Raw genomic sequence first — 22,740 nt, forward strand, 5'->3', positions numbered from 1 at the left:
GCGGCCCTCCGGCGCAACCGGCGGCGACCACTTGACACCCGCTAGGACGGATGCCCTAGAGTGCCGCGTAGGACAACCGTCCTAGCGATCCGGCCAGCTGAGGGAGAGTGCGGTCGATGGCAGCGAGCGCGACCCGCGCCCAGATCGTCGCAGCGGCCGACCGGCTCTTCTACGAACAGGGTTTCGAACACACCTCGTTCACGACGATCGCCGAGGTGGTGGGACTGTCGAGAGGCAACTTCTACTACCACTTCAAGACCAAGAACGAGATCCTGGCGGCGGTGATCGCGTCCCGGATCGACGCCACCCGCGCGATGCTGCGGCAGTGGGAGGACGAGACGGCCGAGCCCACGGAGCGGATCCGGCGCTTCATCCGCATCGTGCAGACCAACCGGGCGGACATCCGCGACTTCGGCTGCCCGGTCGGCACCCTGACCGCAGAGCTGACAAAACTGCGACACCCGTCCCGGCCGGAGGCAACCGCCCTGTTCACGGTGTTCCGTGACTGGCTGACCGCGCAGTTCGCGACGCTCGGCCATGGGGAGGGCTCGGACGCGATGGCGCTCCATGTGCTGGCCTTCAGCCAGGGCGTCGCCACCCTGACGAATGCCTTCGGCGACGAGGACTTCGTCCATCGCGAGGTCGCCCGGATGGAAGCCTGGCTGGCCACCTGCGGCACCCGACCGAGCTGACCGCACCGGCGGATCCCCTTACCCTGCCGTCACGAGAGAGAGCCGATGTTCATCGTGTTGCTCCGGTTCACCGGGAACAAGGCCGCCGCCGGCGAGTACCTGTCCGAGCATCAGCAGTGGATCACGCAGGGCCTGGATGATCAGGTGTTCCTCCTGGTCGGCGGGATCCAGCCCGGACTCGGGGGCGCGGTGCTGGCGCACAACGTGACGCTGCCGCAGTTGCAGCAGCGGGTGGCGGCGGACCCGTTCGTCATCCACCGGGTCGTCGACGCCGAGATCCTGGAGATCGCACCGGGCATGGCCGATCCACGGCTGGACTTTCTGGTGCCGGCCCGGTGACCTCCGACGGGATGCTCGCCCGGATCAACGAGGGCGTCCAGTTGCACCACCGGCAGGGCCAGCCGGCCGCCGCCCGCGACCTGTTCGCGCGGATCTGGGCCGAGATCTGCGGCGAGCGGGGCGATCCGTTGCACGTCTGCGTCCTCGCGCACGCGATGGCCGACGTGCAGGACGACGTCGGTCAGGAACTGCTCTGGGACGAGCGGGCCCTGGTTGCGGCCGACCGGCTCACCGACGGCCGGGTCGCGCAGGCCGGGGTGCCGCTGTCGGTGGCCGCCCTGTATCCGTCGTTGCACCTCAACATCGGCGAGTGCTACCGCAGGCTCGGTGATCTCGACCGGGCCAGGGAGCACCTGCGCCAGGCGCGGGCCGGGATCGACGCGCTCGGCCACGACGCGTACGGGCAGCTGATCCGCGACGGTCTGGACCGACTGACGCAGCTGCTGGGCGAGGGGTGAGCGTCGGCTGCCGGGCGGCGGTCCGCCCGGCAGCCGACGGTGTCGACAACCGGCCGGTTCAGCAGCCGAGATCCACGCCCCGGGCGGCCATCCACGGGCCGGGATCGATCTGGTTCCACAGCCCGGCGTGCACCTCGAAGTGCAGGTGCGGACCGGTCGAGTCACCGGTGGACCCCTCGTCGCCGACGCGTTGCCCGGCGGCCACCACGTCACCGGCGGAGACTGACGCCGTACGCAGGTGCGCGTAGTGGGTCAGGTGCCCGTCGCCGTGGTCGATCAGCACGGAGATGCCGTACCCGGAGTAGAGCCAGCCGCTGTCGACGACCGTTCCGGCTCCGGCGGCGTACACCGGGGTGCCCTCGTCGGCGGCGAGGTCCAGCCCGGCGTGCTGGGTGCCCCAGCGCGGCCCGAAGCAGGAGGTGGTCTCGGCGCCGGGCATCGGATGCGCCCAGCCGGTGCCCGCCGCGTGCGCGGCGGTGGCGGCACCGGCCACCCCGCCGAGGGCCATCGTCGCGGTCAGCGCGACCCGGCCCAGCAGGGTCCGGCGTAGCAGGGTCCGTACGCCGGCGCGACGGGTACGGCGGGCTCGACGGTCACGGCCACGGTCAGTAGGGGGTTTCATCACACCTCCGTAGCGAACTGCGGTTTGTGACGGGACACGGCGTTTGCCGCTATCCGCGCCAGCTGCTGGTGATGGACCTGAGCGATTCCAACGATCAGCAGCTCAGCGACCATGCCGGGCAGCGGCGGTGAGCCGCGCCACGGACCCCGCCGGAAATAGCCCCTGGCGTCACGGTCGGTAATTCATCTACCGTTGAGTTCAACGCATGATGAATTACTGGAGGCAACCATGGAGCCCGTCATCGAGGTCACCGACCTCGTGGTCGACCGGGGCCGCCGCCGCGTGCTGCACGGGATCTCGTGCACCGTCGGCCGTGGCAGCGTCACCGGCCTGCTCGGCCCGAGCGGCAGCGGCAAGAGCACCCTGATGCGGGCGGTCGTCGGGGTGCAGACCGTCCGGTCCGGGCAGGTCCGCGTCTTCGGCCGACCGGCCGGAGCACCCGCCCTGCGGCGTACCGTCGGGTATCTCACCCAGGCACCCAGCGTCTACGCCGACCTCACCGTCCGGGAGAACGCCCGGTACTTCGCCGCGTTGTACGGCCTGTCGGCGGCCGACGCCGACCGGGCCGTCGCCGACGTCGGCCTGGCGTCCGCCGCCGGGCAACTGGTGGCCGACCTCTCCGGCGGTCAACGCAGCCGCGCCTCGCTGGCCTGCGCCCTGGTCGGCCGCCCCGACCTGGTCGTCCTCGACGAGCCGACGGTCGGCCAGGACCCCGTCCTGCGGGCCGAACTGTGGGCCCGGTTCCACGCCCTCGCCGCCGCCGGCACCACCCTGCTGGTCTCCAGTCACGTGATGGACGAGGCCGGCCGGTGCGACCGACTGCTGCTGATCCGCGACGGACGGCTGATCGCCGACGACACCCCGGCGGCGGTACGCGCCGCCGCCGGCACCGACGACCTGGACGAGGCGTTCCTGCGGCTCATCCGCCAGCACCAGTCGACCGACGCTACCCGAGGAGCAGACCGGTGAACCCGACGATCCTGGCCGCCACGGTCGGCCGCGTCCTGCGTCAGCTGCGCCACGACCGGCGTACCGTCGCACTGCTGGTCGTCGTGCCGGCGCTGCTGCTGACCCTGCTCTACTACATGTACGGCGACCAGGACCCGGCCACCGGTGGGCCGGCGCTGTTCAACCGGGTCGCGCTGGTGATGCTCGGCGTCTTCCCATTCGTGATCATGTTCCTGGTGACCAGCATCGCTATGCTGCGCGAACGTACCAGCGGCACCCTGGAACGACTGCTCACCACCCCGCTGGGAAAACTGGACCTGCTGTTCGGCTACGGCATCGCGTTCGGGCTCGCGGCGGCGGTGCAGGCCACCGTGGCCAGCGCGGCCGCCTACTGGCTGTTCGACCTGACCACCGCCGGCTCCGCCGCCCTGGTGATCGCCATCGCGGTGCTCAACGCGCTGCTCGGGGTGGCGCTCGGCCTGCTGTGCAGCGCTTTCGCCCGCACCGAGTTCCAGGCCGTACAGTTCATGCCGGTGGTGGTGATCCCGCAACTGCTGCTCTGCGGGTTGTTCGTCGCCCGTGACCAGATGGCCGGTTGGCTGGAGGCGATCAGCAACGTCCTGCCGCTGTCCTACGCCGTGTCGGCGTTGACGGAGGTCGGGGCGCATCCGGAGCCGACCGCGACGCTCTGGCGCGACCTGGGCGTGGTCGCTGGGGCGGTGGTCGCCGCGCTGGTGCTGGCCGCCGCTACCTTGCGCCGACGAAGCGGCTGAGTGCGGCGCGGCAACTGGGTGTGCGGCTGCGGGCGGCGCGGCAGCTGGGTGTGCGGCTGCGGGCGGCGCGGCGACGGCGACAGGAGTGACAGGACCGATGGCACGACGCACCGGGCGGCGACCGGGCAATCCCGACACCCGCGAGGCGATCCTGACCGCCGCCCGGCAGACCTTCGGTGAGCGCGGCTTCGACCAGGCGTCGGTACGGGCGATCGCGGCCGCCGCCGGCGTCGACCCGGCGCTGGTGCACCACTACTTCGGCACCAAGGACAACCTGTTCCTGGCCGCGATGAACGCGCCGGTGGACCCGGCCGAGCTGCTGCCGCAGGCGTTCGCCGGCGGCCGCGAGGAGGTCGGGCAGCGGCTGGTCCGGCTGGTCCTGGGAGTCTGGGACTCACCAGCCGGGGTGGCCGCCCTGGCGTTGCTGCGCTCGGCGTTGAGCAACGACTGGACCGCCCGGCTGATGCGCGAGTTCGTCACCACCCAGATCGTCCGTCGGGTACTGGGCCAGCTCGACCTCGACCCGGCGGAGCTGCCGCTGCGCACCGCGCTGGTGGTGTCGCAGATGGCTGGCCTGCTCGTGACCCGCTACGTGCTGCGGCTGTCGCCGCTGTCCACCATGGCGGCCGACGAGGTGGCGGCGGCGGTCGGGCCGACGATCCAGCGTTACCTCACCGGCACCGTCACCACGGCGTCGCCGCCCGACCACTGACCGCCGGTGGGTGCGCACCCCGTGTCAAGCGGCGGTGGGTGCGCAGGCGTCAGGCGGCGGTTGGTGCGCGGCGGTCGGTGGGTATCAGGCGGCGGCCGGTGGGGCGCAGCAGCGTCGGCAGAGCACCGGGTGCAGCAGCCGGGCGAGTTCGGCGCGGTCGCGGACCGGGGCGGGAAAGGCGAGCCGGGCGCGGGGGCCCTGCGGGCCGAGCGCGACCACGAAGCCGTACCGGTCCATCCGGACGACCTGCGGGTCACCGGCGAGCGACCGGTGGCCGGCGTCGCGCAGCTGCCGACGGATGAACGCGGTCATCTCGGTCCGGTGGTGGTCGGCGAGGTCGACGAGCAGCTGCGACTCGATGCCGCCGAGCGGATCGGGTTCGGCGGCGGCGTACTCGTCGGGGTCCACCTCGGTGGTGACGCCGCACCGCTGCAGCCGGACCTCGGCCACCTCCATCCGGAACATGGTGGCGCCGTGGCCGACGTCGAGCAGGTCGGGGCAGGCGTGCACGTCGGCGAAGTCCAACGCGGCCATCCGGGCGGCCGCGCCGTCGAGCGGGCTGACCCAACCGGATACCCAGACCTGGCCGTGGGTGGGCGAACCGGCCACCGGCGGCACGTCGGTCGCCTCCAGTACGACCGCGACGTCGTCGGCGCCGTCGACCGGACGCAGGGCACCGGCGATCGGGTCCGACCCGGTCGCCAGCAGCAGGATCCGTCCCATCGGGTCGGTCGCGTGCCGTACGGCGAGTGGGCCGGGCCGGCAGGCGACGTGCGCCGTGCCGGGCAGCCGGCCCGCGGCCAGGGTCCGGGCGATCTCTGCGGGGCTGGGCTGCATGACACGGACCTCCGAGATCAGTTAGGCTCACCTTAGTGAGGGCAGGCTAACCTACTAATCCGGAGTCGTCCACGTGAACCACCCACGACCCAAGGCGCGAATCTCCCGCGCCCTCGGCATCCCGCTGACCCGCAAGTGCACCAAGTACTTCGAGCGCCGCCCGTACCCGCCCGGCGTACACGGCCGCGCCCGACGCAAGCCCTCGGACTACCAGGTCCGGCTGCTGGAGAAGCAGCGGCTGCGCCACCAGTACAACGTCAGCGAGACCCAGCTGCGCCGCGCCTTCGACGACGCCGTACGGGGTGCCGGCAAGACCGGCGACACGTTGGTCAGCCTGCTGGAACGCCGCCTCGACGCGGTGGTGCACCGGGCCGGGCTGGCCCGCACCGTCTACCAGGCCCGCCAACTGGTCGCGCACGGCCACTTCAGCGTCGACGGGGTCAAGGTGGACCGGCCGTCCTACCGGCTGCGCCCCGGCCAGGTGGTCGAAGTCCGCGAGCGCAGCCGCACCAAGCCGCCGTTCCAGCTGGCCGCCGCCGGCGCACACACCGGCGACGGGCCGACCGCGCCGTACCTGTCGGTCAGCCTGAGCGAGCTGACCGCGACGCTGCTGCGCGAACCGGCCCGAAGCGAAGTGCCGATCATCTGCGACGAGCAGCTCGTGGTCGAGTTCTACTCCCGCTGAGCCCGGAGCGGCCCGACGCGACGCCGCCCGCCCGTCAGGCCCGGTCGGTGCCGCGACGCGGGCACCGACCGGAACGGGTGGTCAGCGGGTCTGCTCCAACCAGGACGCGAACAGCCGTGCGTAGACCGAATCGGGGTCGGCGAGCAACTGCTCGTGCGGACCCCGCTGCACCACCCGCCCCCGGTCGACGACGATCACCTCGTCGGCGGCCTGCGCGGTGGACAGCCGGTGGGCGATCGTCAACGTGGTCCGCCCCCGGGTCACCGCGTCCAACGTACGCTGCAGCCGGACCTCAGTCGCAGGGTCGACGGCGCTGGTCGCCTCGTCGAGCACCAGCAGATCGGGGTCGGCGACGTAGGCCCGGACCAACGCCACCAGCTGACGCTCCCCGACGCTCAACGCCTCGCCCCGCTCGCCGACCGGCGTGTCCAGCCCAGCCGGCAGCCCGGCCACCCAGTCCGACAGACCCAGCTCGCCGAAGGCGGCGGCGAGCCGCTGGTCGGTCAGCTCCGGCCGGGCGAACCGGACGTTCTGCGCCACCGTCGCGTCGAACAGGAACCCGTCCTGCGGCACCATCACCACCCGGGACCGCAACGACTCGAACCGGACCTGGTCCAACGGCACCCCGGAGAGCAGCACCCGACCGGTGGCCGGATCCATCAACCGGGTGAGCAGCTTCGCGAAGGTCGTCTTGCCACTTCCGGTCTCCCCGACCACCGCCACCCGCGTCTTCGCCGGAATCTCCAGGCGCACGTCGGCCAGCACCGTCGGACCACCGGGGTACGCGAAGCTGACATCGTCGAACCGCACGTCCAGCGCGCCCCGGGGCAGATCCACCCCCTCGTGACCGGGGTCGGCCACGTCGGGCGCGATGTCGAGCACGTCGAGCACCCGACGCCAGCCGGCGATGGCGTTCTGCGCCTCGTTGAGCACCTCGGTGGCGATCTGGACCGGCTGGATGAACAGCGTCACCAGGAACAGGAACGCGGTCAGCTGGCCGACGGTCAGGTCACCGTCGACGCCCATCCGTACCCCGACCACCACCACCCCGGCCAGGGCCAGCCCGGCGGCGATCTCCCCGACGGAGAAGCCGATCACGCTGGTCCGCAGCGCCCGCTGCTGGGCCCGCCGCTGGCCCTCGATCGCCTCGTCGAGGCGACGCGCGGTGCGGCCGGACACCCCGTACGCGCGGATCACGGCCGCGCCGACGACGCTCTCGGCGACCGCCGCCAGCAGGGCCCCGGTCCGTTGGCGGACCACGCCGTACGCGGCGGCGAGCCGTCGTTGGAACGCCCGGATGATCAGCAACGCCGGGATGAAGGCCGCCAGGACCACCAGGGTGAGCTGCCACGAGTACACGGCCATCACGGTCGCGGTGACCACCACCTGCCCACCACTGATCAGCAGGATCACCCCGCCCCACTGCAGGAACTGGGTGATCTGGTCGACGTCGCTGGTGACCCGGCTGACCAGCGAACCGCGCCGTTCCGACTGCTGGTGCAGCATCGACAGGTCGTGCACATGGCGGAACGCCCTGGTCCGCACCGCGGCGAGCGCGGTCTCGCTGACGGTGAACAGCCGCCGCATCATGAAGTACCCGGCGACGGTCGTCCCGGCCAGCACCGTGGCGGTCAACGCCACGATCAGCCCGACCACGCCGAGGTCCGGGCCGCCCGGGGCGCGCAGGCCGTTGTCGATGGCCTGCTGTACGGCGACCGGGATGGCGGCCCGGCCGACCATCGACGCCAGGGCCAGGGCGAGGGTCCCGGCCAGTCCGGTACGCAGCTCCGGCGACAGGGCCAGCCCGCGCCGCAGGGTCCGCCAGGTCGACTCGGCCGGTGGCTCCCCGGCACCGCCGGGTGCCGGAGCCGTACCGCCGGCGCCGGGCGTCCCCGCTGGCTGCGGGCGTCGCCGGCCGCTCTGGTCCATCGTGGGGGCACTCACCGGTTCACCTCCACCGGGCGTGACACGCCGTCGACCGGCCCGGTCGGGTCGACGCCGCCGGCCCGGTCCCGTTCCCGTTGCGCCTCGGCCTGCTCGTACGCGGTGACCAGGTCGGCGTAGCCGGGGCAGCGGGCGAGCAGTTGCTGGTGCGTACCGGTGTCGACGACCCGCCCCTGGTCGAGGAAGACGACCTCGTCGGCGAGGGCAATGGTGGCGCGGCGGTAGGCGACCACCAGGATCGAGGTGGCGATCTCCGAGGTCCGCAGCGCGGCCAGGATCGCCGCCTCCACCCGGGGGTCGACGGCGCTGGTCGCGTCGTCGAGCACCAGCAGCCGGGGTCGGCCGGCCAGGGCCCGGGCCAGGGTGAGGCGCTGGCGCTGCCCGCCGGACAGCGTGGTGCCCCGTTCCCCGACCATCGTGTCGAGCCCGTCGGGCAGCGCCGCGATGAACCCGTCCGCCTCGGCCAGCCGCAGCGCCGCCCACACCGACTCGTCGGTCACCCCGTCGCGGTCCAGTGCGACGTTGGCCCGGACCGTGTCGTCGAAGACGAAGGGCACCTGGGCGACCAGGGAGATCGTCCGGGCCAGCGATTCCGCTGTCAGTTCCCGCAGGTCGACGCCGTCGACGGTCACCGTACCGGCGGTCGGGTCGACCAGCCGGGCGGCGAGCGCCGCGATGGTCGACTTACCGGAGCCGGTCGGCCCGACCAGGGCGACCGTGCGCCCGGCCGGCACCGTGAACGACACGTCGTGCAGAACCTGCGGCGCGGGCCCGGACGCCGCGTCGTCGGTGCCGCGCGCCGTGGTGTCCGGTGTGTCCGGGGAGTCCGGCCCGTAGCTGAAGCGGACCCGGTCCAGGACCAGGCTCGCCGCGTCGGTCGCGGCCGCCGGCAGCCCGTCGGTGCCGTACGGCATCTGCCCGCTCGCGGTCAGCACCCGGTGCACGCGGTCCCAGCCGGCGACGCTGCGCGGCAGTTCGGCGAGCACCCAGCCGATGGCCCGGACCGGGAACGCCAGCACGGTGAACAGGAACGCGACGCTCACCAGGTCGGCGACGCTGATCGCACCCTGCCGCAGCCGGTATGTGCCGACCAGGAGCACCGCCAGGGTGCCGAGACTGGGCAGCGTCTCCAGCAACGGGTCGAACATGCCCCGGAGCCGACCGACGGCGATCAGCGCGTCGCGCAGCTCGGCGGCCCGGGCGGCGAAGCGGACCGTCTCCTGGCCTTCCCGGCCCATCGTCTTGACCACCAACGCGCCGTCGAAGCTCTCGTGCGCGATCGCGCTGACCTCGGCCCGCAGCTGCTGGGCGCGGACCTGCCGGGGGGCCATCCGGCGGGAGTAGACGACGTTGAGGGTGAACAGCGCGGGGAACACCGCCAGCCCGACCAGGGCCAGGACCCAGTCGGTGACGAACAGGGCGCCGATCGCGGCCACCAGCATCACCACCGTGCCGACGGCGAACGGCAGCGGCGCCACCGGGAACCAGGTCGCCTCGACATCGGAGTTCGCGTTCGACAGCAGGGTGCCGGTCGGATGCCGCTGATGCCACGCCATCGGCAGTTCGAGGTAGCGGCGGGTGACCCGACGCCGGTACGACGCCTGCAGGCGGTACTGCATGAACCCGGCACCGAGCCGACGGCCGAAGATCCCGCCCACCTTGACGACGCTCACCGCCAGCAGGGCGGCCGCACCGGCGGCGAGCAGACCGGTCTCGGCCTGCCCGGACTCGATCGAGGGCACGACCACCTCACCGACGATCGCCCCGACGACGTACGCGCTGGCGATGGTGAGCAGCCCGAACACGACGCTGCCGCCGACCCCGACGGTGAACAGCCCCGGCTGCTCCCGGATGCCCTGGCCGAGCACCCACAGCCCACGCAGCAGCACGTCACGGCTTGTCCTATTGGCCACACTTCCCCCGCAGGTAAGTTCCGAACATCAAATCTTGTCCTTACCAACCGACGACGCCAGCCGACGGCGACGACTGTGGCGACCGCCACACCGACGGCGACGGCGGGACAGGACGGATCGCCCGGCTCCCCCGCCACCGGCTCACGCCTGCACCTAGGATCGGTTCATGGCGCGGTTCGCACAGATGGAACGTCAAGCCCTTGCCGACCTGTTCCTCACCATCGGTCCGGATGCACCGACGGTCAACGAGGGCTGGACCACCCGCGACCTCGCGGCGCACCTGGTGGTGCGGGAGCGCCGGCCCGACGCCGGGCCCGGGATCTGGCTGCCGGTGCTGCGCGGATACAGCGAACGGGTCCGCACCGAGTACGCCCGCCGGCCATTCCCGGAGCTGGTCGCGCTGGTCCGGCAACCACCGGTGTGGAGCCCGCTGAGCAACCCGCTCACCGACGAACTCGCCAACCTCATGGAGTTCTTCATCCACCACGAGGACGTCCGCCGCGCCGTACCCGACTGGGCCCCCCGGGAACTCCCGCCCGGCGAGCAGGCGGCGCTGTGGAAGCGGGTCGCCGCGTTGAGCCGGCTGCACCTGCGCCGGTTCACCGGGGCGGTCCGGGTCGTCGCCGACGGCTACGGCGAGGTGAGCACCGGCGGCGGTGGCGAGCCGGTACTGATCAGCGCCCCGCCCGGTGAGCTCGTGCTGTTCCTGACCGGTCGGCAACGGGTCGCCCGGGTGCAGATCGACTGCCCCGCGGTGCTCGAAGAACGATTGCGTAACGCCGGGTTCGGCTTCTGAGGGCGGCACTCGCCGCCACGGGCGCGGACCGCGATGATGATCACACCGGTGCGCCACCCCTCCCCCCGGCGCCCGCCCGGAGGTCACATGCCCGCGTTCGCGCCGACATCGGTGGTGGCACCGCCGTTCCGTCCCCGGACGAACCCGCATCTGCCGACCCTCGCCGAGCAGTCGATCCAGTGGGCCGAACGGTTCGCGCTGACCGCCAACGCCTCCACCGCGGCCCGGCTGCGTCGGGCCAACGCGGCCGAGTTGGCGGCCCGCGCCGCGCCCAGCGCCGAACTCGCCCACGCCCAACTGCTCAGCGATCTGATCACCTGGCTGTTCGCACTGGACGACGTCTGTGACGAAGACGGTGGCGGTGCCGACCCGTGCCGGGTCTCGCCCCTGATCAGTCCACTGATGCAGGTGCTGGAGCGGTACGGCGTACCGGCTGCCGGTCCGGTGGCGGACCAGGAGCCGCTGTCGGCGGCGCTGGCCGACCTGTGTCACCGGGTCCGCCGGCTGCGCCGGCCCGGAGCCCTGTTGCGCTTCACCGCTTCGCTGCACCACTACCTCTTCGCGCTGCTCTGGGAGGCCAGCAACCGCCAGCAGGGTCGGGTGCCGGCGGTGGCCGAGTACATCCAGATGCGCCGGCACACCGGCGCCGTACTGCCCAGTTTCGCGCTCACCGACCTCGCGGAAAACGGACTGCCGCATTCCCGTCACCGGGTTGACCCACGGCTAGCGGAATTGAACACTGTCGCGGCGGATCTGGTCTGCTGGTGCAACGACCTGTTCTCCTACGCCAAGGAACACCACCAGGATCCGCACAACCTGGCCGTCGTCATCGCGCACGAGACCGGCCAGAGCGCGGCGGCGGGGCTGGCCGAGGCCAGCAGCCGGTTCACCGACAGCCTGGCGCTCTACCTGCGGTTGGAGGCGGAGGTGCTGGTCGACGCGCCGCCTGCGGTGGAGCGCCTCGTCGCCGCCCGGCGGCACTGGATCCGGGGCACCTACGACTGGTCGGTCAACTCCCAGCGCTACCGGTGAGGGCTCCGGCCGGCGACGCGCCGGGAGGCGGGCGTCAGTCGTCCAGTTCCCAGCTGACCTGCGGACGACCGGCGACACAGATCACGGTCACCTCGTACTCGCCAGCCGCGCCGACGAAGCTCACCTCGGCGTCGTCGTCGGGACCACGGTCCACATCGCTCGCGGTGTAACCCTGCGCGGGCGCCCAGGAGACCAGGCGGGCCAACGCGCCGTCGCAGGCGGCGACCACGGTGCCGCCGGGGGTCGCCGCGACCTGCCGCACAGCGGTGTCGGTCGGCGACGGCGACGGCGGGTCAGGGCTGGTCGCCGGCGACGCCGGTGCCGACGTCGGTGACGGCGCTGGCGGCACCATGGCCGTGGCCGAGGGCGACACCGAGGCGGCCGCGAGCTGGCGGGCGATCTCCTGCTGGTCGAGCACCTCACCGGCCGGGCCACCGGTCAGCCCTTCACCGACCACCCGCAGCGCGGCCAGTCCGATCATGGTCGCCGCGCCGACGGCTAGGCACCAGCCGGCGACGGTGAGCAGCACACGACGGGTCACCCTGGTGACTATGCCCGCCGGTGGGTTAACGGCAGCGCCGGGGGACCCTAAAGAACCGTTAACGGGTGCCGTCACCAGCGACGGCGCCAGGTAGCGTGCCTGTCGTGGCCCGGCTGCTGGTGATCGAGGACGACCTGGCGATCCGTACCCCGCTGATCCGGGCCCTGCGCGAACGCGGCCACGCCGTCGCGGCCGCGCACACCGCGATGGCCGGCCTGACGCACGCCCTCGACGACCGACCCGACCTGGTCGTGCTCGACCTCGGCCTGCCCGACCTGGACGGGTTGGAGATGCTGCGGATGCTGCGGGCCGTCAGCCGGGTACCGGTGATCATCGCCACCGCCCGCGACGACGAGGCCGAGATCGTCCGAGGGCTCGACGCCGGCGCCGACGACTACGTCGTCAAGCCCTTCACCGCCGCCCAGCTCGACGCTCGGGTGCGGGCCGTGCTGCGCCGGGGCGCCGGCGAACCGGAAGAAACTGCGGTGCTGGTCGGTGAGCTGCGCATCGACGTACGGTCCCGACAGGTCAGTTTGGCCGGCGCGACGCTGGAGCTGACCCCGCGCGAGTTCGACCTGCTGCACTACCTGGCGGCCCGGGCCGGGCAGGTGGTCTCCAAACGGGAACTGATGACCGAGGTCTGGCAGGTGCCCTACGGCGGCGCGGACAAGACCGTCGACGTCCACCTGTCCTGGCTGCGCCGCAAACTCGGCGAAACCGCCGGCGCGCCCCGCTACCTGCACACCGTCCGCGGCGTCGGGGTGCGCCTGGACGCCCCGGACGGCGTCGGGTGAGACGCCGGCTCACCCTGCTGGTCGCCGCCACCACGACCCTGGTGCTGGTGGCCTTCCTGGTGCCGCTGGCGCTGCTGCTGCGCACCGTGGCGCAGGACCGGGCGATCATCGCCGCCACCGCCGACGTGCAGTCGATCGTCTCGCTGGTCGGCACCGCCGACGTCGCCACCCTGCGGCTGACCGTCGAGCAGCTGGCCGCCACCGCCGACCGGCCGGTCACCGTCTACCTGCCCGACGGCACGGTCCTCGGTGACCAGGTCGCGGCGACGCCGGCGGTCCGGCTGGCCGGCACCGGCCGCAGCCTCACCGCCGCCGACGCCCAGGGCCGGGAGATCCTGGTCGCGGTGCAGGGCCGCCCCGACGGTACGGCGGTGATCCGTACCTTCGTCTCCGCCGCCGAGCTGGACCGGGGGGTCGGCCGGGCCTGGACGGTGTTGGCCGGGCTCGGCCTGGGTCTGATCCTGGTCGGGGTCCTCGTCGCCGACCGGCTGGCCCGCCGGCTGGTCGCGCCGATCACCGAGCTGTCGGCGGTGTCGCACCGGTTGGCCGGCGCCGAACTGTCGGCCCGGGCGCAGCCCGGTGGCCCGCCGGAGGTGCGGGAGGTGGCCGGGGCGTTGAACCACCTGGCCGGGCGGATCCAGGAACTGCTGCGTGACGAACGTGAACGCATCGCCGATTTGTCACACCGGCTCCGCACGCCGCTGACCGCGCTGCGGCTGGAGGCCGAGTCGCTGCCCGACCCGGCGGAGGCGGCCCGGGTCACCGCCGCGGTGGACTCCCTCGAACGGGCCGTCACCGGTCTGATCCAGCAGGCCCGCCGGCGCAGCGCCGCTCCGACCGGGCCGGGCGGGCAGCCTGCGGTCGCCGACGCCGCCGTGGTGGTCCGCGACCGGGTCGAGTTCTGGTCGGTGCTGGCCGAGGACACCGGGCGTACCGTCCGACTCGAGCTGGCCGCCGGCCCGCTGCCGGTCGCCGTCGACGCGGAGGAGCTGGCTGCCGCGGTGGACGCCCTGCTGGGCAACGTCTTCGCGCACACCCCGGACGGCACCGGGTTCGCGGTCGCCCTGGCCGCGACCGCCGAGGACGTGGCACTCACCGTCGCCGACACCGGCCCCGGCCTGCCCGACGGGCTGGCCCGGCGCGGGGTGTCCCAGGCCGGTTCGACCGGGCTGGGCCTGGACATCGCCGCCCGGGTGGCCCGGGCCAGCGGTGGCCGGCTGACGGTGGTGGACGGATCGCCGGGCGCGGTGGTGACGCTGCGGCTCGGCCGGCCACGGACCTGACCGGCGCGGACCCACGGTCTTAACCCGCCCTTAGCGCTCGCACAGCGCGCCGCTATCCGGCGGTGGACGAACCTTGCTGTCAACGACGACAACAGGAGGTGCGAGATGGCTCGCAGGTCAGTGATCGTAATGGCCGGAGTGGGTGCGGTGGCCGCGTTGGCGGTGGCCGGTACGGCGGTCGGCTCGGCCGCCCAGAACGTGACCGGTACGGCCAAGGCGGTCAGCGCCACCAGTGGCACCGGTCCGGCCACGGCATCGCAGCCGGCCACCACCGGCACCCCGACCGCCCCGGCGACCGGGTCCGGTGACGCCGGTGCCACCGACGTGGTCGGGGTCGAGCAGGCGAAGCGGATCGCGCTGGCGCACGTCGGCGAGGGTCGGGTCACCGAGATCGAGCGGGACCAGGAGCACGGCCGGCCGGTCTGGGAGGTCGAGGTCAGGGCCGAGCGCGTCGAGTGGGACCTGGACATCGACCGGGAGACCGGGGGGATCCTCGACGTCGACCGGGACGACGACGATGACGATGACGGCCGGGACGACGACGGCCACGACGACGACCGGCGTGACCGGGACGACGACCACGACGACGACCGGGACGACCGACGCGACGACTGACCGGTCGTCACGCCGGACAGGGTGCGGCCCCCGGGCGCTGGGGGTTCCCGGGGGCCGCGCGCACTGCTCAGTTCGTCGGGTTGGTCGAGCTGGTCACCAGCTCAGTTGACCACGAAGAGCAGGCGGTTCGGGGAGCCGCTGCCCGCGCTGGTCACCACACCGGTGGTGGCGTTGCTCACCAGCGAGCTGGTGACCTGGGCCGGGCTGTAGGACGGGTTGGCGGCGAGCACCAGGGCGGCGGCACCGGCCACGTGCGGCGAGGCCATCGAGGTGCCGCTGATGGTGTTGGTCGCGGTGTTGCTGGTGTACCAGGGCGCGGTGATCGACGAACCCGGCGCGAAGATGTCCAGGCAGCTGCCGTAGTTGGAGTAGGACGCACGGGCGTCGGTGCTGGTGGTGGCACCGACGGTGATCGCGTTGGCGACCCGGGCCGGCGAGTAGCTGCAGGCGTTGCGGTTGGAGTTGCCGGCGGCGACGGCGTAGCTGACGCCGGAGGAGATCGAGTTGGCCACCGCGCTGTCCAGCGTGCTGCTGGCGCCGCCGCCGAGGCTCATGTTGGCCACGGCCGGCTTGCGGGCGTTGGAGGTGACCCAGTTGACCCCGGCGATGACGCCGGCGGTGGTGCCGCTGCCGGAGCAGTTGAGCACCCGGACGGCGACCAGCCGCACGCCCTTGGCCACCCCGTACGCGCTGCCGCCCACGGTGCCGGCGACGTGGGTGCCGTGGCCGTTGCAGTCCTCGGAGGTGCCACCGAACGCGTCGTAGCCACGGCTGGCCCGCCCACCGAAGTCGTTGTGGGTGGTCCGGATGCCGGTGTCGATGATGTACGCGGTGACGTTGCTGGCCGTGCTGGGGTACGTGTAGGCGCTGTTCAGCGGGCGGTTGCGCTGGTCGATGCGGTCCAGACCCCAGGACGGCGGGTTGGTCTGGGTGGCGGCGATCGACACGACGTGGTTCTGCTCGACGTACGCCACCGAGGAGTGGGCGGCCAGCCGGCGGGCCTGCGAGGCGGTGAGGGTGGCCTCGAAGCCGTTGACGGCGGCGCCGAACACCCGCTCGACGGATCCGCCGTACTGGCCGGCGAGGCTGCCGGCGCGGTCGGCGACGGCGGCGGTGCGTGCCGAGGTCGCCTTGGCCGCGACGGCGGAGTCCTTGAGCACCACGATGTAGCTGTCCGCGACCGCGGTGGCACCACCGGCGAGCTGGATCTCGCCGGCGGGCGCGGCGGCGGCCGGGTTGCCGATCAGCGCGGTGGCGACCGCAGCGGCACAGCCGGTCAGCAGCAGCCGTCGGCTGTGTGTACGGAGAACGGTCATCCCTGTCCCTTCCTCAATCTGGACACCCGCGTCGGCTTGTGGCCGTCGGTCACGGGTGGACGATCGGGATATCGATCGATGGGATCGTATGCGGGGATAGTGGTCAGGTTTCTATACCGTTATGGCCATACCGTCGACGTCCGGTCGGCCGACGCTCGGGCACGACCGGTGGATGGCGGGGCGGGAACCGCAGCGTGCGACCCGGCGGGACTAGCCGAAGGGCGGCCGTGCCACTACTGTTCGGTAACACGGAATTAACGTGACGGCGCTCACTATCACATATGCGGAGGCGACGCACCCGATGGCTCTCCACGTACCATATCGGTCGATTCCCGACATGTTCCTGCAGCGGGTCGCCGCGACCCCCGACAAGAACGCCTTTGCCTCGCCCGCTCCGGGCGACTCGGGTCTGACCTGGTTGACCTGGAGTCAGGTCGCCGCGCGGACCAAGGCGATCGCCGCCGGCCTGTACGGCCTCGGAGTCGGCAACGAGGACCGGGTGGCCATCCTGGCGGGCACCCGGCTCGAGTGGGTGCTCGCCGACCTGGGGATCATGTGCGCCGCCGGGGCGACCACCACGGTCTACCCCACCACCGAACCGACCGACGCCACCTTCATCATCGGCGACTCGGGATCCAAGGTCCTCATCGCCGAGAACCCCACCCAGGCCGGCAAGATCGCCGGCACTGACCTGCCCGCGCTGACCCATGTGGTGCTGATGGACGGCGAGCCCGACCCGGCTGCGGCCGTCCCCCAACTGACGTTGGCGCAGTTGGAGGAACGTGGCACCCAGGCGCTGGCCGACGAACCCGGGCTGATCGAGCGGATCGCCACCACGATCGAGCCGGAGCATCTGGCAACGCTGATCTACACCTCCGGCACCACCGGCCGCCCCAAGGGCGTCGAACTGCTGCACCGGGGCTGGTGCTGGGAGGCGGTGGCCCAGGCCGACCTGGGCATCATGAACCCCGACGACCTGCAGTACCTCTGGCTGCCGCTGTCACACTCGTTCGGCAAGACCCTGCTCTGCAGCATCATCCACGTCGGACTTCCCACCTACGTGGACGGCCGGGTGGACAAGCTGGTCGAGATGCTGGCGGTGGTCCGGCCCACACTGATGTGCGCCGCCCCCCGGATCTTCGAGAAGGTCTACAACAAGGCGGTCACCACCGCCCGCGACGCCGGCGGCGCCAAGGCCAGGATCTTCAACTGGGCGGTCGGCGTCGGCCGGCAGCGGGTCGCCCTGCAACAGGCCGGCACACCGGTGCCGGGCGGGCTGAAGCTCAAGTACGCCATCGCCGAGAAACTGGTGTTCAGCAAGCTCCAGGCCCGCCTCGGCGGGCACATCCGGGTGCTGGTCTCCGGCTCCGCGCCACTGAGTCCGGACATCGCCGAGTTCTTCGCCGCCGCGAACCTGCCGATCTGCGAAGGGTACGGGTTGACCGAGGCGAGCGCCGCGAACTTCGTCAACCGACCGGTCCAGATCAAGATCGGTACGGTCGGTCAGCCCCTCGGTGACCTGGAGTGCCGCATCGACGACGACGGCGAGGTCCTGCTGCGCGGCGCGCCGGTGATGCGCGGCTACCACAACCTGCCGCAGGAGACGGCCGAGGCGTTCACCGAGGGCGGCTACTTCCGCACCGGCGACATCGGCGTGCTCGACGACGACGGCTTCCTCACCATCACCGACCGCAAGAAGGATCTGGTCAAGACCTCCGGCGGCAAGTACGTCGCGCCGTCGCACATCGAGGGCCTGTTCAAGGCCACCTGCCCGTACACCTCGCAGGCGGTGGTGATCGGGCAGGCGCGCAACTACTGCACGATGCTGGTGACCCTGGATCCGGACGCCATCGCCGGCTGGGCCGCCGGTGGCCCGCTGGCCGGCCGCCCGTACGCCGAGATCGTCGCCTCGCCGCAGGCGCACGCGCTCGTCGAGGGGTACGTGGCCGAACTCAACAGCAAGCTGAACCGCTGGGAAACCATCAAGAAATTCACTATCCTCAATCGGGACCTGACCATCGAGGACGGCGAGATGACGCCGTCACTCAAGATCAAGCGCCGGATCGTGGAGAGCAACTTCGCCGCGGAGATCGACCGGATGTACGCCGGTCAACTCGCCGAGATCTGACCGTGGGGTCGGGCACCAGCCGCCGTCAGGCGATCATGGCGGGCTCCCGCCACTGGCGGCGGCTGGTGCGGTCGAGGTCGTAGCGCACCGCGGCGATCCGGCGCACCGCGTCGGTCAGCACCGGTACCGGCAGGGTGAACGGCAGCCGCAGGAAGCGCTCGAGGGTGCCGTCGATGCCGAACCGGGGTCCCGGTGCCAGCCGGACCCCGGCCTCCTCGGCGGCCCGGGCCAGGGCGCTGGAGATCGGACCGTCCAGCTCCGCCCAGAGGGTCACCCCGCCGTGCGGCACGGTGACCCGCCACTCCGGTAGCGCGGTGGCCAACTCGGCCAGCAGCGCGTCTCGCTGCGCGGTCAGTTGCGCCAACCGCGCCGGCACGATCTGGTCGGCGGCGGCCAGCAGGTGCACCCCGACCAGTTGGTCGAGCACCGGCCCGGCCATGTCGACGCCGACCCGCAGGGCCGCGAGCCGTTGCACCAGCGGTGCCGAGGCCCGCACCCACCCGATCCGCAGGCCGCCCCAGTACGGCTTGCTCATCCCGCCGATGGAGATCACCCGGGAGTGCCGGTCGAAGACCGCGGTCGGCGGCGGGACCACGGTGCCGTCCAACGGAAGGTCCACGAACGACTCGTCCACCACCAGGTCGGTGCCGCTGGCGTGGGCCGCCGCGACGACCCGTTCCCGCAGCTCGGTCGACATCAGGTGGCCGGTCGGGTTCTGGAACTCCGGAATCAGGTAGGCCAGCCGGGGGCGCTCCTGCCGGATCGCGCCGAGCAGCAGGTCCGCGTCCCAGCCGCCGTCCGGTCCGGTGGCCAGCCCGTGGGTGGCGATCCGGGCCCGGCGGGCGGCCAACGCGGCGAGCGCGTTCGGGTACGTCGGCGACTCCACCAGCGCCGGCGCACCGGCCGGCAGCAGCAGCCGCAGCACCAGGTCGAGAGCGTGCTGGGTGCCACCGGTCACCATGATCTGCTCGGCGCTGGTGGTAAGTCCGCGCCGGGTGTAGCCCTGCGCGATCGCCGCCCGCAGTTCGGCGAGGCCGGTCGGGAAGTAGCCGGCGTGCTGCAGGTAGCGGGGCAGGTCCTCGGCGGCGGCCCGGGCCGCCGGGACCAGCTCGGGCGGCGCGGCCAACGCCGCGTACCCCAGGTCGATCATGTCCAGGTCGGTCTCGGCGGTCCACAACCCCGTGCTGGCGACCTGGTGGCCGCTGGGCAGCGTGGTCCAGCTACCGGCCCCCCGCCGGCTGGTCAGGTGCCCGCTCTCGCGCAGACTGCGGTACGCGGCGGTGACCGTGGTCCGGCTGACCCGTAGCGCTTCGGCCAGCTCCCGCTCGGCCGGTAGCCGGACGCCGAGGGAGAGCCGCCCGTCGGCGAGCAGACCCCGGACCGCACTGGCGAGGGCGGCGTAGTCCGGATTGCGGCGCCGACCCGGTAGGGCATGCCAATGCCCGAGCAGCCGCGCCAATTGGCTACCCCGAACGATCACTGCCATAGCCACCTACCTCCAATTGGCCCTAGGTATCCGCCGGATTGGCCACCAGAGTGGCATGCGTGATGAAAATTGGCAACGGGCATGGCACAGGCCGCCGGCTCCCCCGCAGACTCGGCCAGCTCTACCTCGGTCTGGTCCTGTACGGCGTCAGCATGGCGATGATGATCGAGTCCCAACTCGGGCTGAACCCGTGGGACGTTCTACACCAGGGCCTCGCCGGGCAGACCGGGCTCAGCTTCGGCACCGTCACCGTGATCACCGGGGCGTTCGTGCTGCTGCTGTGGATCCCGCTGCGGCAACGCCCCGGCCTCGGCACCGTGAGCAACGTGCTGGTCATCGGGATCGCCGTGGACGTCAGCCTGGCCCTGCTGCCCAGCCCGGCGGCGATCGCCGTCCGGGTGCCGCTGCTGGTCGGCGGCATCGTGCTCAACGGCCTGGCCACCGGCCTGTACGTCGGGGCACGACTCGGCCCGGGCCCTCGCGACGGGCTGATGACCGGCTGGGTGGCCCGGCACCCCAGGCACTCGGTCCGGCTGGTCCGTACGGTGATCGAGCTCACCGTCCTCGGCGCCGGCTGGCTGCTCGGCGGCACCGCCGGGCTCGGCACCGTGCTCTACGCCGTCGCGATCGGGCCACTGGTGCAGCTGTTCCTCCCGCTGTGCACGGTGCCGGCGGTGTCACCCGCCGCCGACCCGCCGCCGGCGGCGGAGCCGCTCAGTCCAGTGGCCGGTAGCCCACCCCGAGCTGATCGAGCCGGCGCAGGTGGACGGTGAGCCGGTCGCGGAACTCCGCCCACGGACCGGTCGGCACCACCCCGTCGACGTCCACCGCCGTCGGCCCGGACCAGCCCACCTCGGCCAGGGCCGCCAGCCGGGGAAACGCCCGCCACAGCACCCGCTGCGGCGTCGGAAGGTACTCGCTCCACAACTGCCCCTGCACCCCGAGCACGTCGCCGGGCTGGAACCCGTACACCGTCTCCAGCGGGACCGTGCCCGCGATCGCCAGTGGCTCGGCCGGGTCGTCGGACTCGGCCCAGTCGAAGTAGGTGTGGGTGTACGGCGCGGCGACCACCGGCAGCCCGGCCGCTTGGGCGGCGTCGATGCGGTCGGTGCCCCGCCAGGCGAAGACCGTCGCCCCGGCCGGGGCACCCCGGTCGAGCAGCTCGTCCCAGACCGCGATGCGCCGTCGGTGGCCGGCCAGGTGCGCGGCGAGCTGCCCGGTCCACCAGCCCTGCAGGTCGGCGACCCGGGGCAGCCCGAGCTCGACGGCCCGGGCGGTCGCCGCCGGGCTGGCCGCCCATTCGGCGCTGGGCACCTCGTCACCGCCGACGTGCACGTACTCGAACGGGAAGACGTCGACCACCTCGTCGAGGATGTCGCAGACGGCGGCCAGGGTGGCCGGCTCGAGGTTGAGCACGTGGGTGGAGATGCCCCAGGTGGTACGGACCGCCAGCTGGCGGGTGGGGTCGTTGCCGAACTCGGGATAGGCGGCGATCGCCGCCTGGGCGTGGCCGGGCAGGTCGATCTCCGGCATGACCCGTACGCCGCGCCGGTGCGCGTACGCCACCAGGTCACGCAGGTCGGCCTGCCGGTACCAGCCGCCGTGGGGTACCCCGTCACCGCGACCGTCGCGGGCGTGGCCGGCCGGCGAGGCGGCCCGGTACCCGCCGACCTCGGTCAGCCGGGGGTAGCGACGCACCTCGAACCGCCAGCCCTGGTCGTCGGTCAGATGCAGGTGCAGGGTGTTGAGCTTGTGCGCCGCCAGCAGATCGACGTAGCGGTAGAGGAACGGCAGCGGATGGCACCAGCGGGCAACGTCCAGCAGGGAGCCTCGCCAGGCGTACCTCGGCACGTCGACGATCTGGACCGCCGGCAGTCGCCACGGCACCCCGCGCACCGGCGCGGCGGCGTACACCTGCTCGGGCAGCAACTGGCGCAGCGTCTGCACCGCCCAGCGGAGCCCGACCTCGGTGGCGGCCTCCGCCCGTACCCCGGATTCGTCGACGGTGAGCCGGTAGCCTTCCGCGCCGAGCTGCGCGGCGTCCACCGTCCGCATGCTGATCACCCCTCCGGCACCGGCCGCCGGACCGTCCGGCAACGGCAGGCCGGTGGCCGGGGTGACCAGCTCCCGCAGCAGGTCAGCGATGCCGTCGGGGGCCTGTACGCCGGTCGTCGCGGTGAGCGTGAAGTCCCCGGCCGCACGGATCAGCCGGGTAGGGCGCGGCAACAACATGTCCACAGCCAAGCACAGGAGTACCGTCCGCGCGGCTGACACGGCATCATGGTCCGATGACGGACGAGGGGTGGGCGTGGTCCGACGCGTGGATCTTCGTCTCGCTGGTCATCGCGGGCAAGGTCGGCCGGCACCGGCGGTCGCCGGGCAGTCGCCGGCCCGAGGGGGTCCGCCTGGTCGACGTGCTGGCCACCGCGGAGCATCTCAACCAGGCGATCCCCAGCCGCGAGGAGATCGAGACCGGCGTACGGCGACTGCTCGGCGCGGACCTCGTGTCGGTGCGCGACGGCTGGTTCCAGGTCACCGCCGCCGGCGAGCGACTGTGGCGTGACCGGCCACGCAGCGGGCTGACCACGACGGTGGACAGTGTGCACGGCGTGCTGAACCGCCGGTACGCCACGACCGACGGTGACTGGCGGCTCGACGACCAGGACCATACCGCAGCGATGGTCGAGTACACCGGGCGGTTCCTGCCGCCCGCGCCCCGGCGGTCGGTGGAGAACCAGACCACCATCCAACCCGGACCCGCCTGACCGCGACCGGCCACCGGGTGCGCCGGCGCACTTGTCGGCGCACCGGGTGTACGGGGAGCGT

22 protein-coding genes and 1 pseudogene are annotated in these 22,740 nt (G+C 72.5%); 15 read left to right on the plus strand and 8 right to left on the minus strand.

The features are described 5' to 3' along the window. The first annotated feature begins 116 nt into the window (after positions 1-116). The 3 genes from O7623_RS09205 to O7623_RS09215 are packed head-to-tail and all read left to right on the plus strand — an operon-like array spanning position 117 to position 1,489. Positions 117-692, plus strand: a complete 576-nt coding sequence (locus O7623_RS09205; protein WP_282228190.1) for a TetR/AcrR family transcriptional regulator — start codon at positions 117-119, stop codon at positions 690-692. Positions 693-737: 45 nt separating this feature from the next. Continuing rightward, on the plus strand, positions 738-1,031 hold the full coding sequence (locus tag O7623_RS09210) for a hypothetical protein (RefSeq protein WP_282228191.1): 294 nt from the start codon (positions 738-740) through the stop codon (positions 1,029-1,031). After that, on the plus strand, positions 1,028-1,489 hold the full coding sequence (locus O7623_RS09215) for a tetratricopeptide repeat protein (protein ID WP_282228192.1): 462 nt from the start codon (positions 1,028-1,030) through the stop codon (positions 1,487-1,489). Before O7623_RS09210 ends, O7623_RS09215 begins: the two co-directional genes overlap by 4 nt. 58 nt (positions 1,490-1,547) lie before the next feature. On the opposite strand, the pseudogene O7623_RS09220 reads toward O7623_RS09215, so the two are convergent. Then, positions 1,548-1,910: pseudogene (locus tag O7623_RS09220) on the minus strand (M23 family metallopeptidase); the annotation flags it as partial. Positions 1,911-2,339: 429 nt separating this feature from the next. Between O7623_RS09220 and O7623_RS09225 the strand changes: the two are divergent. From O7623_RS09225 to O7623_RS09235, 3 genes are all read left to right on the plus strand, one after another. Next, positions 2,340-3,080 (plus strand): ABC transporter ATP-binding protein, encoded by a 741-nt coding sequence (locus tag O7623_RS09225; RefSeq protein WP_282228193.1) that lies wholly within the window; start codon positions 2,340-2,342, stop codon positions 3,078-3,080. Then, on the plus strand, positions 3,077-3,832 hold the full coding sequence (locus O7623_RS09230; protein ID WP_282228194.1) for an ABC transporter permease: 756 nt from the start codon (positions 3,077-3,079) through the stop codon (positions 3,830-3,832). The genes O7623_RS09225 and O7623_RS09230 overlap by 4 nt, the downstream gene beginning before the upstream one ends. A gap of 97 nt (positions 3,833-3,929) precedes the next feature. Further along, positions 3,930-4,544, plus strand: coding sequence for a TetR family transcriptional regulator (locus O7623_RS09235; protein WP_282228195.1), 615 nt, complete (start codon positions 3,930-3,932; stop codon positions 4,542-4,544). An 84-nt stretch (positions 4,545-4,628) separates the two neighbouring features. Here O7623_RS09235 and O7623_RS09240 read toward each other — a convergent pair whose 3' ends face one another. After that, positions 4,629-5,381, minus strand: coding sequence for a DUF2470 domain-containing protein (locus O7623_RS09240; RefSeq protein WP_282228196.1), 753 nt, complete (start codon positions 5,379-5,381; stop codon positions 4,629-4,631). 73 nt (positions 5,382-5,454) lie between these two features. On the opposite strand from O7623_RS09240, the gene rpsD reads away from it, so the two are divergent. Beyond that, positions 5,455-6,066 carry a 30S ribosomal protein S4 gene (gene rpsD / locus O7623_RS09245; protein ID WP_282228197.1) on the plus strand — a complete coding sequence of 204 codons (612 nt, stop codon included), beginning with the start codon at positions 5,455-5,457 and terminating at the stop codon, positions 6,064-6,066. A gap of 81 nt (positions 6,067-6,147) precedes the next feature. Here the strand turns inward: rpsD and O7623_RS09250 are convergent, their stop codons facing one another. After that, positions 6,148-8,010, minus strand: coding sequence for an ABC transporter ATP-binding protein (locus O7623_RS09250; RefSeq protein WP_282228198.1), 1,863 nt, complete (start codon positions 8,008-8,010; stop codon positions 6,148-6,150). After that, entirely contained in the window at positions 8,007-9,923 is a 1,917-nt protein-coding gene (locus tag O7623_RS09255; RefSeq protein ID WP_282228199.1) for an ABC transporter ATP-binding protein, read from the minus strand. The genes O7623_RS09250 and O7623_RS09255 overlap by 4 nt, the downstream gene beginning before the upstream one ends. A 166-nt stretch (positions 9,924-10,089) precedes the next feature. Here O7623_RS09255 and O7623_RS09260 point away from each other — a divergent pair, with 166 nt between their 5' ends. Both O7623_RS09260 and O7623_RS09265 read left to right on the plus strand, forming a co-directional pair. Then, on the plus strand, positions 10,090-10,719 hold the full coding sequence (locus tag O7623_RS09260) for a TIGR03085 family metal-binding protein (RefSeq protein WP_282228200.1): 630 nt from the start codon (positions 10,090-10,092) through the stop codon (positions 10,717-10,719). Positions 10,720-10,806: 87 nt separating this feature from the next. Next, positions 10,807-11,751 (plus strand): terpene synthase, encoded by a 945-nt coding sequence (locus O7623_RS09265; protein ID WP_282228201.1) that lies wholly within the window; start codon positions 10,807-10,809, stop codon positions 11,749-11,751. Positions 11,752-11,785: 34 nt separating this feature from the next. Here O7623_RS09265 and O7623_RS09270 read toward each other — a convergent pair whose 3' ends face one another. Then, on the minus strand, positions 11,786-12,292 hold the full coding sequence (locus O7623_RS09270) for a septum formation initiator (RefSeq protein WP_282228202.1): 507 nt from the start codon (positions 12,290-12,292) through the stop codon (positions 11,786-11,788). A gap of 104 nt (positions 12,293-12,396) precedes the next feature. Between O7623_RS09270 and O7623_RS09275 the strand changes: the two genes are divergently transcribed. The 3 genes from O7623_RS09275 to O7623_RS09285 all read left to right on the plus strand — a co-directional run bounded on the left by O7623_RS09275 (position 12,397) and on the right by O7623_RS09285 (position 14,984). Beyond that, positions 12,397-13,086 carry a response regulator transcription factor gene (locus O7623_RS09275; RefSeq protein ID WP_282228203.1) on the plus strand — a complete coding sequence of 230 codons (690 nt, stop codon included), beginning with the start codon at positions 12,397-12,399 and terminating at the stop codon, positions 13,084-13,086. Beyond that, complete coding sequence (locus O7623_RS09280; protein ID WP_282228204.1) at positions 13,083-14,369, plus strand: HAMP domain-containing sensor histidine kinase; 1,287 nt, start codon at positions 13,083-13,085, stop codon at positions 14,367-14,369. Before O7623_RS09275 ends, O7623_RS09280 begins: the two co-directional genes overlap by 4 nt. A 105-nt stretch (positions 14,370-14,474) precedes the next feature. After that, positions 14,475-14,984, plus strand: a complete 510-nt coding sequence (locus O7623_RS09285; RefSeq protein WP_282228205.1) for a PepSY domain-containing protein — start codon at positions 14,475-14,477, stop codon at positions 14,982-14,984. Between the two features lie 101 nt (positions 14,985-15,085). Here the strand turns inward: O7623_RS09285 and O7623_RS09290 are convergent, their stop codons facing one another. Continuing rightward, a complete protein-coding gene (locus O7623_RS09290) occupies positions 15,086-16,300 on the minus strand; it encodes a S8 family peptidase (RefSeq protein WP_282228206.1) in 1,215 nt (404 codons plus the stop codon). A gap of 301 nt (positions 16,301-16,601) precedes the next feature. On the opposite strand from O7623_RS09290, the gene O7623_RS09295 reads away from it, so the two are divergent. Beyond that, entirely contained in the window at positions 16,602-18,428 is a 1,827-nt protein-coding gene (locus O7623_RS09295) for a long-chain fatty acid--CoA ligase (RefSeq protein WP_282228207.1), read from the plus strand. A gap of 25 nt (positions 18,429-18,453) precedes the next feature. Here the strand turns inward: O7623_RS09295 and O7623_RS09300 are convergent, their stop codons facing one another. After that, positions 18,454-19,914 (minus strand): PLP-dependent aminotransferase family protein, encoded by a 1,461-nt coding sequence (locus O7623_RS09300; RefSeq protein WP_282228208.1) that lies wholly within the window; start codon positions 19,912-19,914, stop codon positions 18,454-18,456. Between the two features lie 62 nt (positions 19,915-19,976). On the opposite strand from O7623_RS09300, the gene O7623_RS09305 reads away from it, so the two are divergent. Next, the gene (locus tag O7623_RS09305) at positions 19,977-20,687 is read left to right on the plus strand and encodes a hypothetical protein (RefSeq protein ID WP_282228209.1); all 711 of its coding nucleotides are present in this window, start codon (positions 19,977-19,979) and stop codon (positions 20,685-20,687) included. On the opposite strand, the gene O7623_RS09310 is transcribed toward O7623_RS09305, so the two are convergent. Continuing rightward, positions 20,629-22,146: a beta-N-acetylhexosaminidase gene (locus O7623_RS09310; protein ID WP_282228210.1), complete on the minus strand. Its 1,518-nt coding sequence runs from the start codon at positions 22,144-22,146 to the stop codon at positions 20,629-20,631. The two genes, O7623_RS09305 and O7623_RS09310, sit on opposite strands and share 59 nt — an antisense overlap. A gap of 56 nt (positions 22,147-22,202) precedes the next feature. On the opposite strand from O7623_RS09310, the gene O7623_RS09315 reads away from it, so the two are divergent. Next, positions 22,203-22,679 carry a hypothetical protein gene (locus tag O7623_RS09315; protein WP_282228211.1) on the plus strand — a complete coding sequence of 159 codons (477 nt, stop codon included), beginning with the start codon at positions 22,203-22,205 and terminating at the stop codon, positions 22,677-22,679. Positions 22,680-22,740 lie beyond the last annotated feature (61 nt).

The organism is Solwaraspora sp. WMMD791 (genome assembly GCF_029581195.1).
Lineage (GTDB): Bacteria > Actinomycetota > Actinomycetes > Mycobacteriales > Micromonosporaceae > Micromonospora_E.